Origin of the sequence: Aquipuribacter hungaricus, from assembly GCF_037860755.1 — a bacterium.
Classification (GTDB): Bacteria; Actinomycetota; Actinomycetes; order Actinomycetales; family JBBAYJ01; genus Aquipuribacter; species Aquipuribacter hungaricus.
The window spans coordinates 1-10,330 of record NZ_JBBEOI010000130.1 but is presented as its reverse complement, the minus strand read 5'-3'; the positions used below and the strand labels follow the sequence as shown (position 1 = coordinate 10,330).

General features: G+C 76.7%; 13 protein-coding genes. 7 read left to right on the top strand and 6 right to left on the bottom strand.

From position 1 onward, the window contains the following. Positions 1 to 234, bottom strand: a 234-nt coding sequence (locus WCS02_RS13185) for a hypothetical protein (RefSeq protein ID WP_340293975.1), incomplete at its 3' end; no start/stop codon positions are given. Positions 235 to 308: 74 nt separating this feature from the next. Further along, a complete protein-coding gene (locus WCS02_RS13180; RefSeq protein WP_340293973.1) occupies positions 309 to 686 on the bottom strand; it encodes an ATP-binding protein in 378 nt (125 codons plus the stop codon). 157 nt (positions 687 to 843) lie between these two features. On the opposite strand from WCS02_RS13180, the gene WCS02_RS13175 reads away from it, so the two are divergent. The 3 genes from WCS02_RS13175 (at position 844) to WCS02_RS13165 (ending at position 2,934) form a co-directional block, all read left to right on the top strand. After that, positions 844 to 1,062, top strand: a complete 219-nt coding sequence (locus WCS02_RS13175; protein WP_340293971.1) for a hypothetical protein — start codon at positions 844 to 846, stop codon at positions 1,060 to 1,062. A gap of 318 nt (positions 1,063 to 1,380) precedes the next feature. Beyond that, positions 1,381 to 2,121 carry a GAF and ANTAR domain-containing protein gene (locus WCS02_RS13170; protein WP_340293969.1) on the top strand — a complete coding sequence of 247 codons (741 nt, stop codon included), beginning with the start codon at positions 1,381 to 1,383 and terminating at the stop codon, positions 2,119 to 2,121. A 201-nt stretch (positions 2,122 to 2,322) separates the two neighbouring features. Next, entirely contained in the window at positions 2,323 to 2,934 is a 612-nt protein-coding gene (locus WCS02_RS13165) for a M15 family metallopeptidase (protein WP_340293967.1), read from the top strand. Between the two features lie 39 nt (positions 2,935 to 2,973). Here the strand turns inward: WCS02_RS13165 and WCS02_RS13160 are convergent, their stop codons facing one another. After that, the gene (locus tag WCS02_RS13160) at positions 2,974 to 3,312 is read right to left on the bottom strand and encodes a YnfA family protein (protein WP_340293965.1); all 339 of its coding nucleotides are present in this window, start codon (positions 3,310 to 3,312) and stop codon (positions 2,974 to 2,976) included. 152 nt (positions 3,313 to 3,464) lie between these two features. On the opposite strand from WCS02_RS13160, the gene WCS02_RS13155 reads away from it, so the two are divergent. Next, the gene (locus WCS02_RS13155) at positions 3,465 to 4,478 is read left to right on the top strand and encodes a phosphotransferase family protein (RefSeq protein WP_340293963.1); all 1,014 of its coding nucleotides are present in this window, start codon (positions 3,465 to 3,467) and stop codon (positions 4,476 to 4,478) included. Between the two features lie 19 nt (positions 4,479 to 4,497). On the opposite strand, the gene WCS02_RS13150 is transcribed toward WCS02_RS13155, so the two are convergent. Beyond that, complete coding sequence (locus WCS02_RS13150; RefSeq protein ID WP_340293961.1) at positions 4,498 to 7,350, bottom strand: response regulator; 2,853 nt, start codon at positions 7,348 to 7,350, stop codon at positions 4,498 to 4,500. Further along, positions 7,347 to 7,739, bottom strand: a complete 393-nt coding sequence (locus WCS02_RS13145) for a response regulator (RefSeq protein WP_340293959.1) — start codon at positions 7,737 to 7,739, stop codon at positions 7,347 to 7,349. The genes WCS02_RS13150 and WCS02_RS13145 overlap by 4 nt, the downstream gene beginning before the upstream one ends. A gap of 174 nt (positions 7,740 to 7,913) precedes the next feature. On the opposite strand from WCS02_RS13145, the gene WCS02_RS13140 reads away from it, so the two are divergent. Continuing rightward, positions 7,914 to 8,798, top strand: coding sequence for an aldo/keto reductase (locus tag WCS02_RS13140; protein ID WP_340293957.1), 885 nt, complete (start codon positions 7,914 to 7,916; stop codon positions 8,796 to 8,798). Between the two features lie 13 nt (positions 8,799 to 8,811). On the opposite strand, the gene WCS02_RS13135 is transcribed toward WCS02_RS13140, so the two are convergent. After that, positions 8,812 to 8,985 carry a hypothetical protein gene (locus WCS02_RS13135; RefSeq protein WP_340293955.1) on the bottom strand — a complete coding sequence of 58 codons (174 nt, stop codon included), beginning with the start codon at positions 8,983 to 8,985 and terminating at the stop codon, positions 8,812 to 8,814. A 284-nt stretch (positions 8,986 to 9,269) separates the two neighbouring features. Here WCS02_RS13135 and WCS02_RS13130 point away from each other — a divergent pair, with 284 nt between their 5' ends. Both WCS02_RS13130 and WCS02_RS13125 read left to right on the top strand, forming a co-directional pair. Beyond that, positions 9,270 to 9,749 carry a hypothetical protein gene (locus WCS02_RS13130; protein WP_340293953.1) on the top strand — a complete coding sequence of 160 codons (480 nt, stop codon included), beginning with the start codon at positions 9,270 to 9,272 and terminating at the stop codon, positions 9,747 to 9,749. Continuing rightward, on the top strand, positions 9,746 to 10,330 hold a 585-nt coding region (locus WCS02_RS13125; RefSeq protein ID WP_340293951.1), incomplete at its 3' end, for a pentapeptide repeat-containing protein. The genes WCS02_RS13130 and WCS02_RS13125, both read left to right, overlap by 4 nt.

Here is a 10,330-nt window from a genome sequence, read left to right as displayed (position 1 = left end):
CCCGGCGGCCACCGCGCCCGGCGCCGCGCGGGAGGCGGGCGGGTGCCCTGGCGGCTGCGCCCGGGCCAGGCGCACCAGGCTGCCGCCGAGCAGGTCGGCGATGAGGAAGCTCACCTCCGACGCCCCGACCTTGGCCGCCAGCTCCGATGCCAGAGCCTCGACGCCGCCCATGGGAGGAGCCGCCTCGACGCCGTCGAGCAGTGCTCTCAGATCGAACGTGATCGCAGCCGCCATGGGCACACCGTAGGAGCCGGCGCCGTCCCCGGCTGCCGCGCGCGGCCCGACCGGCTGGACCGGCCCGACCGGGCTCACGGGTGCGTCGGGACCTCGAACCAGACCGTCTTGCCGCCGCCGGCGGGGACCGAGGACCCCCACGAGGACGACAGCGCCTCGACGATCCCCATCCCGCGGCCGCCCAGGTCGAGCCCGTCGTCGTCGCCGGTCGGGGCAGGGGTCGTCCGCGGCAGCCGTGAGGAGTCGTCGCCCACCTCGACCCGGACGACCAGGTCGTCCACGCCGACCGCGAGCCGTACCACGCCCGTGCCGTGGACCATGGCGTTGGTCACGACCTCGCTGGTCAGGAGCACCGCGGACGCCTCGCACCCCGCTCCGGTCCTGGCCTGGCGGCACACGCGGCTCACGGCGCGGCGGGCGTCGCCCGGGAGCCCACCCTGGTCGATCGCCATCTGCCGCATGCCCTCTGTGTGCCCAGCCGTGGGGGGTTCCCACGCACCGGTACGTCCACGGGTCTGCGGTGCGGCCCGCCCGGCCGTGCCGGGGGCGGGCAGGCGTGCCGCGGCGGGTGCGGTCGTCGGCACCGGCACGGCCCGGGATGATGGGGCGGTGAGCACGGGATGGCACCGCCGCACCCCCGGCCAGGAGGTCGGCACGAGCGGCGACGTCTGCCCGGCCTGCCAGGTGGCCTGGCCGTGCCGCTACGCCGACCCCGCGCCCGGCCCGCTCGGGAGCTGGTCGCGCGTGCTGTGCGCGCCCGCCGCCACGGCGGGGGTCCTGGACTCCGCGGCCGCGCTCGCCACGACGGTCGCCCGCTCGCTCGTCTGACCGGACGACAGGGGCCGGCAGGGGCGGCCGCCGCCGCCGTTCTGCTCCAGGTGCGGGGCGCGGCTGCCGACCACAGGGGAGCCGTGCCGGCGCCCCGGGACGCGGTCGACGGGCGGCTGGCGCGAAGACCGGTGGCCGCGACCGGGCGGTGGGGCCGTGGCCCTCGCGCCGCCGGTCCGACGGCGCCTGAGGTCGGTCGCGTCGCCCCTGCCGCGCCGACTTGACCGGTCCCAGGACGGGAAGGAACCTCGGAGGTGCGTCGTCGCGCCCGGCGCCCGGTCATCGTGCCGCCGCGCGCTGACCACCGAGGGAACGCGCATGACCCCAGCACCTGGCAGGACGGACGACGGCGGGAGCGGTCGGCCCGGCGCCGACGACCGCGAGGAGGCCTCGCTGTCCCGGCTCCTCGTCGAGGACGAGCCCCTGTCACGGGTGGCCGCGCGCGTCGCGCAGGCGGCCAGGCAGACGGTCCCGGGCGTGGACGAGGCGTCGGTGACGCTCGTCGAGGATGACCGCGCGCGCACCGTCGCGTTCACGGGCGAGCTGGCGGTCCACCTGGACGAACGGCAGTACGACCGAGGGTTCGGCCCCTGCCTCGACGCCTCGCGCAGCGGTCGCCTGGTGCAGGTGCGGGACACGGCGGACGAGACCCGCTACCCGGACTTCGCCCGCCAGGCGGTCCGGGCCGGCGTCACGCGGTCGATCTCGGTGGGCCTGCCCGTGCCGGGCCGGGCGGTCGGGGGCCTCAACCTCTACGCGCGCTCGGGCACCGGGTTCGACGAGGAGGCCCTGGCCGAGACCCACGCCTTCGCCGCCGAGGCCGCCGTCGTCCTGGCCAACGCCGCGCTGCTGGCCCGCACCGCCGAGCAGGTGCAGCAGCTGCGGCAGGCCATGGCGTCCCGGTCGGTCATCGAGCAGGCCAAGGGCATGGTCATGGCCGCCCGGGGCTGCTCGGAGGACGAGGCCTTCGCCGAGCTCGGGCAGCTGTCCCGGCGCACGAACCGCAAGCTGCGGGACGTCGCGCAGGAGGTCGTCGACGGGCGGGGCCGCACCGTCTGACCGAGGGGCGGCCCGTGCGGCCCCCGTGTGTCGTGGGCGTATGCAGGATGTCCGACGCTCTCGCGACACCCGGGTCGCTGTCCTGGTGCCGTGCGCACCCACCCGGACACCCGCCCCGCCCGACCTGACCGTCCCGCCCGACCTGACCGTCCCGCCCGACCTGACCGTCCGTCCCACCGCAGGGCCCAGCTGGCGTCGGTCGTGGCGGGAGCCCTGGTCGCGCTCGCGGTGGTCGGTGCCGTGGTGCTCGCGGTCCCCGGGGCCGTCCCGGGGTGGCCGGGTGCGGGCGACGGGGTGCGCGCGGTGCTCAGGGACGGGGCCGCCGGGCTGCCCGGTGGGACCGGCGTGCGTGCGGACGGGGCCGGCGACGCCCGGGCCGACGGTCGCGTCGGCGACGACGGGCTGACCCTCGACGACGACAGCCACCCCGCTGTGTCCGGCCTGGACCCGGCTCTCCTGTCGGCGGCGCGCGCGGCTGCCGACGCGGCGGCGGCGGACGGGGTGCGGTTCCGGCTGACCAGCGGGTGGCGCAGCACCGCGTACCAGCAGCACCTGCTGGACCGGGCCGTCGCCGAGCACGGCAGCTACGAGGAGGCCAGGCGGTGGGTGAGCACCCCGGAGCTGTCCGCCCACGTCACCGGCGACGCCGTCGACATCGGCCCGACCGACGCCGCCTACTGGCTCGCCGAGCACGGTGCGCAGTTCGGTCTCTGCCAGGTGTACGCCAACGAGGTCTGGCACTACGAGCTGCTCACTGCGCCGGGCGGGCAGTGCCCGGCGCTGCGCGCCGACGGGTCCGTCGCCGCCCCGTGAGGCCGTGAGGCCGTGGTGCCCGCTGGTGGCGCCCGGTGGTCAGGCCGGTCGTGGCCCGTACATGATCACCGCGACGCCGACGAGGCAGACGAGCGCGCCGGTGACGTCGTAGCGGTCGGGCCGGAAGCCGTCGACGACCATGCCCCAGGCCAGCGACCCGGCGACGAAGACCCCGCCGTACGCGGCGAGGATGCGCCCGAAGCTGGCGTCGGGCTGCAGGGTGGCGACGAACCCGTACAGGCCCAGGGCCACGACCCCGGCGCCGACGAACAGCCAGCCGCGGTGCTCGCGCACGCCCTGCCACACCAGCCAGGCCCCGCCGATCTCGCACAGCGCGGCCAGGGCGAACAGGAGGAAGGACCGGGCGACGTCGTTCATGCCGGGAGCCTGTCACCAGCGGCGGGTCTGAGCGCCTGACAGCAGACTGCCACGGGCGACGACGAGTCACGGTCGCGACCGGCGTCGGGGGATGTGCGCGCCGGTCGCGCCGGGGAGCCCACCTACGATCGGCGGGTGCGCTGGACGGACCCATGACCCCGCCGGTGACGCCGGTGCGACCCACGGCGGACGTCCTCGCCGCGGCGGTGTCCGGCTGGGTCGGCGGGCCCGTCGGGGTCGACGGCTGGCGGCCGCCGGTGCAGGGGGCCGTCGGCCACGTCGTCGGCCTGCGGGGGCCCGACGACGAGGGCTGGGTCGCCAAGCTCTTCGCGGTGGGTGCCGAGGGCGGGCACCGGGCGTGCACGGAGGCCGCCGCGCTCCGGCTGCTCGCCCCGACCGGTGCACCGGTGCCGCGGCTGGTGACCACGGGCGCCCTCCCGCCCGACGGCGGGGACGGCGGGGACGCCGTGCCGGTCGTGGTCATGGAGCGGCTGCCCGGGGCCCGGTGGGCCGACCTACGACCCGGCACGGACGCCCGGCGGCGCGGGGCCGTCCACGAGGCCGTCGCCTTGCTGCTGCGCCGTCTCCACCGGGTCGATGGGGAGCGGGCGGGGGAGCTTGTCGGGGGCGGCCGTCCGGTCCCGGCAGACCCGGCAGACCCGGCGGCCATGGTGGTGCGGACGCGGGCCAGGGCCGCGGCGGCGCTGCGGGACTACCGCGCGTCCGGCGGCACGGCGGTGCTCGCGCGTCGGGCGGAGGACTTCCTGGCCGGGCGCGAGCACCTCTCTCGGGGGGTGCGCCCGGTGCTCTGCCACGGTGACGTCAACGGCGGGAACGTGCTCCTGTCCGAGGCGGACGGGACCACCGTGACCGGGCTCGTCGACCTGGAGCGGGCCTCGTGGGACGACCCGCTGCGGGACCTCGCCCTGACCGCCCTGCACCTGTGGCACCACGAACTGGACGACGTGCCCGGGCTGCTGCGCGGCTACGGCCTGGCCGGCACCGACCCCGACCGCCTGCCGGTGCACGTGCTCGTGCTCGCGCTGGCCGAGCGGGCCTGGGTGGCGCAGGACCGGCCGCAGGGGTGGGGCGCCTCCGCCGCCCGGCTCGACGGGCTCGTCAGCTCATTGACCGGCAGGGCGGGGGAGCGGGACCCATTCTCCTGAGGGGCCGGCCGACCGGTCCTCAGCCGGCGTCCCCGACGGGCAGGCCCGCCTCGAGCTCGCTGACGAGCACCTCCATGACGGGCACGAGCAGCACCAGCTCCGCCTCTGCCGCCGACAGCGCGCGGTCGGCGCCCTCCACGGTGCCCGCCCGCCCGAGGGCCTCCACCGCCGCGGCGAGACCGCCGAGCCCGTCGGCGCCGACGTTGAGCGCGGCCCCCTTGAGGGTGTGGGCGAGCTGCTCCACCTGCCCGGTGTCCTGTGCCCGGACGGCGTCGCGCAGCCCGGCCAGCAGCGCGGGCGCGCGCCCGGCGAAGGAGCGCAGCAGGCCCGCCAGCAGCTCGTCGTCCTCGGCGCACCCCGGCTCCCCGAGCTCGGCCAGCCGCCGGCGCAGGTCGCCCTCGCGCCCGTCCTGCGCCTCCGGCGGCACCGTCGCGACGGACGCCGCGGCGCGGGGGACGGGCACGACGGCTGCCCCGGCCGTCGGCAACGAGGCCCTGACCGCGTCGATGACGGCCCTCAGGTCGCTGCTGCGCAGCGGCTTGGAGATGTAGCCGTCCATCCCGGCGGCCGCGCACGCCGCCCGGTCCTCGATCATGGCGTTGGCGGTGATGGCCACGATGCGGGGCTGCTCGTCGGCGGGGACCCACGCACGGATCCGGCTGGTGGCCTGGAGCCCGTCGAGGTTGGGCATCTGCATGTCCATGAGCACCAGGTCGTAGCGGCGCTCGCGGAGCGCCTGCACCGCCGCCAGGCCGTCCTCGACCACGTCGGCCCGGTGACCGAGCTTGGTGAGCAGGAGCTGGGTGACCTTCTGGTTCACGGTGTTGTCCTCGGCCAGGAGGATCCGGACCGGGACCTCGGGCGCGACGGGCGGGGCGTCGTCGCTGCGGCGGCCGCCCGCCCCCTCGACAGCGCGCAGGGCCGCCTCCGCCGGTGCGAGCACCGAGGTGAGCGTCGAGCGCAGCACGGCGGTGCGGGTGGGCTTGGTGAGGACCGCGGCGAACAGGTCCTCGGAGCCGGTCGCCGAGCGCCAGGCCAGGCTGGACAGCAGCACCAGGGGCAGGTCCCGGCCGGCGGGGGAGGTGCGCAGCCGGGCGGCCAGCTGCTCGCCGTCCAGCTCCGGCATGTGCATGTCGAGCACGGCCACGTCGTAGCGGACGCCGGCGCGGACCAGGTCGAGGGCCTGCAGCGGCGACCGGACGTCGGTCACGGTGACGCCCCACCGCTCCAGCTGCAGCCGCAGCACCCGCCGGTTGGTGTCGTTGTCGTCGACGACCAGCGCGGTGCGGCCGGCCAGCGCGACCTCGGGGGCGTCGGCCCCGTCCTGGCGCCGGTCGCGGCAGCCGTGCAGGACGGCGGTCACGGTGAACGTCGACCCCCGCCCGGGCAGGCTGCTCACCCGGATGTCGCCGCCCATGGCGCGGGCCAGGCGCCGGCTGATGGCCAGGCCGAGCCCCGTGCCGCCGTAGCGGCGGGTGGTCGAGGAGTCGGCCTGGCTGAAGGGCTGGAAGAGCCGGTCGAGCACGTCGGCGGACATGCCGATCCCGGTGTCGCGGACGGTGAGGTGCAGCGACAGCGGACCGAGCGGGCGGTCGGTGAGGGGCTCGGCGGTCGCGGTGACGACGACCTCGCCGGCGTGGGTGAACTTCACCGCGTTCATCAGCAGGTTGACCAGCACCTGCCGCAGCCGGGTGGCGTCGCCGCGGACGAGCTGCGGGCAGCCGGGGGAGACGTCCACGACCAGCTCCAGGCCCTTGAGGCCCGCCGGCACCGTGACCAGGCGGAGCGCGCCCTCCAGGCACTCGCGCAGGTCGAACGGGTCGTCGTCGAGCTCGAGCCGGCCGGACTCGATCTTGGAGAAGTCGAGGATGTCGTTGATGACGACGAGCAGGGCGTCGGAGGAGTCGTGGACGGTCTGGGTGTAGTCGCGCTGCTCGGGGTCCAGCGGGGTGTCCAGCAGCAGCTCGGTCATCCCGATGACGGCGTTCATCGGGGTGCGGATCTCGTGGCTCATCGCGGCGAGGAACGCCGACTTCGCGGTCGTCGCGGACAGGGCCTCGTCCCGGGCGCCGGCGATGGTGCGGACCGCCCGGTTGACCGCGCTGGCCATCTGGGCGATCTCGCGCGGGCCGGACACGCGGGCGGGCTCGCCGGCGCCGCCCTCGTCGATGCGCAGCGCGGCCGCGGTGACCCGCTCGACGGGCACGGTGACCAGGCGCTCGACCGTGAACCCGGCCGCGGCGACCACGAGGGCGCTCACGAGGACCAGCAGGACGATGACGTCGCGGGTCGCCATGCCCTGGGACTCGCTCGTGGCCATCCGCTCGTCGAGCAGACGGTGCTCCACCTCCTGCATCTGGTCCATCAGGTCCAGGGCCCGGGCGGTGGCCTCTGCGCCGCTGCCCCCGGCGACGACGGCCTGGGCGGCCGGCAGGCCCTCCTCGCGGCGCAGGTCGACGACGTCCTGGAGCAGCTCCTCCCGGTGGTCCAGGTTCGCCCGGAGCCGGAGCGCGAGGCGGACCTGCTCGGGGTTGTCCCGGGTGAGGGAGGCCAGCGCGTCCACGCTGACGTCCAGCGCGGGCAGGCTGCTGTCCAGCGTGGTCAGGTACGGCTCCTGCCCCGTCAGCAGGTATCCCCGCTGGGCGGACTCCGCGGCGTTGAGGTGGGCGCGGGCGCTCCCGATCTCCTCGATGACCTCGTAGGTGTGCAGCACCGGGTCGTCCTGGCGGGCCAGGGCGCCGATCTGCACGTAGGCGATGCTCCCGACGAGAAGCAGCGCGACCACGGCGAGCGCCGAGCACAGGGTGAGCAGGCTGCGGACGCCGACCGGCAGCCCGCCCTCCGGGACCCCGCTGCCGTCCGTCGTGGTCACCAGGTGGCGGCGGCGACGGCCGGGGTGGCGTCGGCGGCCGCGTCGACGGCGTTCACCAGCGCCGACAGCACGAGCGGCTTGGTGAGGTAGGTGGCCCCCAGCGCACGGCCGGCCTCGATGTCGCTCTCCTGGATCCGGCCGCTGAGAAACACCGCCTGCATGCCGGCGGAGGCCGGGTCCAGGCGGATCGTCCGCAGCAGCTGCAGGCCGTCCATGCCGGGCATGAGCACGTCGAGCACCGCGACGTCGGGGGTGCCCTTCTCGGCGATGGCGGTCAGCGCCTCCTCGCCGGAGCCGACCGACACGACCCGGTGGCCGTGGCGGCGCAGCCTGGTCTCCACGAGCCCACGGATGTCCACGTCGTCCTCGACCACGAGCACCTTCGCCATCGCACTACCTCCTGCAGGGTCCGGGCGGTCGCCAGGGGGGACGCCGCCGCGCGGCGCGCACGCCGCACCCGCTGTCTCGGCCGCCGGGGGCCGGGACTTGACCCGGACGGCGCACACGGTGCTCGCGCGGTGTCACGACGGGCCGCCGACGGGGTGCGGTGGTAGGACTCCGGCATGGAGACACGCCGCCTGGGCCGGCTCGGCCACCAGAGCTCCGTCCTCGTCTACGGGGGCGCCGCGCTCAGCGACGTCGACCAGGAGACCGCGGACCGCTCGATCGACGAGGCGCTCGCCGCCGGCATCACGCACCTGGACGTGGCCGCGAGCTACGGCGACGCCGAGCTGCGCGTCGGTGCCCGCATGGCCGAGATCCGCGACCGGGTGTTCCTGGCCACCAAGACCGGCGACCGGGACGCGACGTCCGCCCGGCGGTCGGTCGAGCGCTCCCTGGAGCGGCTGCAGACCGACCGGGTCGACCTGCTCCAGCTGCACGCGGTCGGGGACCTGGCCGAGCTGGACCTGGTGACCGGCCCCGGCGGGGCGCTCGAGGCGGCCGTCGCGGCGCAGGAGGAGGGCCTGGTCGGCGCCGTCGGGATCACCGGGCACGGGCCCGAGGCCGCGGCGACGCACCTGGAGGCGCTGCGCCGGTTCCCGTTCGCGACCGTCCTCACCCCGCTCAACCCCGTGCTGTGGCGCGAGCCCGGGTTCCCCGAGGCGTGGGCCGCGCTGGTGGAAGAGGTGCAGCGTCAGGACGTCGGGCTGCTCACCATCAAGTCGGTGTCGCGGCGCAGCTGGCCCGACGCCGTGACCGGGGAGCCGCTGCCGCCCCAGCCGTTCACGACCTGGTACGAGCCGATGGCCGACCCGGAGCAGGTCCGGGCCGCCGTGTCGTGGGTGCTCGCGCACGAGGAGATCACCGGGCTGGCGACCGTCGGGGACGTCCGGCTGCTGCGGCACCTCGTGGCCGCCGAGGCCGACCGGATGGACCCCGCCGAGGCAGAGGAGCGTCTGGCCGGGGTGGAGGGGTACTCCTCGCCGTTCCTCGCCATGCCGGCCTGACCCGGGGCCGCCCTCACCCCTCCGCGGCGCGCTCCAGCTGGGAGGCCGGCAGCCACGCCTCGACGAGGGTGGCCTCGCCGTCGACGTCCACGACGTAGGCCACCCGCCCCTGCCACGCGCCTGCCAGCTGTCGCCACTCCACCAGCAGGCCCGCCGCGCGCCGGCGGCCGGCCGGTACGTCGCTCACCCAGCAGTGCCGTCGGGTGGACGAGGTGGTGCTCGCGACGGTGGCTGCTGCACCGCCGGCCGGGGCTGCGTCAGGCGTCGGAGGCGCCCCGGCGGCGGTGGGGAGCCCGGGTGTCCTCGCGGGCAGGTCCTGGGCGCCCGCCGCGCCGCTCCCTCGGGTGCGCTCGGCCAGGCTGGCCGACCTGAAGGGTCTCCGGTCCATGCCTCCTGCCACGCCGCCAGGGTGGCACAGGTCGAACACATGTTCGATACCCGTCGGGGTGTCGCGGCCCTAGTCTCCCGCGGGTGACGGTGGAGCCTGCGGGCGCGGCTGCGGAGCTGGCCGGCCCGGGTGCGAAGACCGGGGCGCCCGTACCGCCCGCCCCCGAGCGGTCCCGGCGGGTGCTCCGGCTGCGGCTGGTGCTGGGCGTGTTCTGGGCAGCGGCGACGCTCGTGCTGGTCGTCGGCAGGTGGGTGCCGGACGAGGTGGCCCGGGCTGTCGTGGACCGGCCGCTCGCGCTCGCGCTGGTGCTGCTCGTCGCCTGGCTGGCCACCCTGTGGCTCGTCGTCGCCGGGCCCGAGCCCTACCGGGCGACCCGGTGGGCGTGGGCCTGGCTCCTCGCTCCCGGGCTCGGACCGCTCGGGCCGCTGGCGTGCGTCGTCCTGTCCGGGCCGACGCCGGGTCTCGGTGTGGTGCGGCCCGCCGGGCGCCGGCTGCGCGGCGGGTGGGCGCTGCTGGTCAGCCTGGCGCTGTCCGCGGCGCTGGCCCGCCTGCTGTCGTGGTGAGGGAGCTCCGCGCGGACTGCTCCCGGTGCGCGGGGCTGTGCTGCGTCGCGCTCCCGTTCCAGGCGTCCGCCGACTTCCCGTTCGACAAGCCGGCCGGTGTGCCGTGCCGGAACCTGCTCGCCGACTCCTCCTGCAGCACCCACTCGACGCTGCGGCAGCGGGGCTTCGTCGGCTGCACCGTCTACGACTGCTTCGGGGCGGGGCAGAAGACCGTCGAGGGCACGTACGGCGGTCGCGGCTGGCAGGACGACCCGGCTGTCGCCGCCGAGATGTTCGCCGTGTTCCCGGTGGTCCGGCAGCTGCACGAGATGCTCCGGCACCTGGCCGAGGCGGAGGTACTGCTCGCGCCACGTGCTGGGGGCGCCACCGACTCGGCGCTCGCGGGGGAGGTGGCGGCCGCGGCGGCGGAGGTCGGCGACCTCACCGACGGCACCCCGGCCTCGCTGCTGGGGCTCGACGTCCCGGTGGTGCGGCAGCGCGTCGGGGCCCTGCTCTCGCGCACCAGCGCCATCGTCCGCGCCGGCGCCCGCCCGCGCGGTGCGGGCAGGCTCCCGCGGCAGGTGCGCCCGGGTGCGGACCTG

Coding starts and splice junctions, on each gene's coding strand:
- WCS02_RS13180 (WP_340293973.1), bottom strand. CDS start 686: ATGGCGATCGACCAGGGTGGGCTCCCGGGCGACGCCCGCCGCGCCGTG.
- WCS02_RS13170 (WP_340293969.1), top strand. CDS start 1,381: ATGACCCCAGCACCTGGCAGGACGGACGACGGCGGGAGCGGTCGGCCC.
- WCS02_RS13160 (WP_340293965.1), bottom strand. CDS start 3,312: ATGAACGACGTCGCCCGGTCCTTCCTCCTGTTCGCCCTGGCCGCGCTG.
- WCS02_RS13155 (WP_340293963.1), top strand. CDS start 3,465: ATGACCCCGCCGGTGACGCCGGTGCGACCCACGGCGGACGTCCTCGCC.
- WCS02_RS13145 (WP_340293959.1), bottom strand. CDS start 7,739: ATGGCGAAGGTGCTCGTGGTCGAGGACGACGTGGACATCCGTGGGCTC.
- WCS02_RS13140 (WP_340293957.1), top strand. CDS start 7,914: ATGGAGACACGCCGCCTGGGCCGGCTCGGCCACCAGAGCTCCGTCCTC.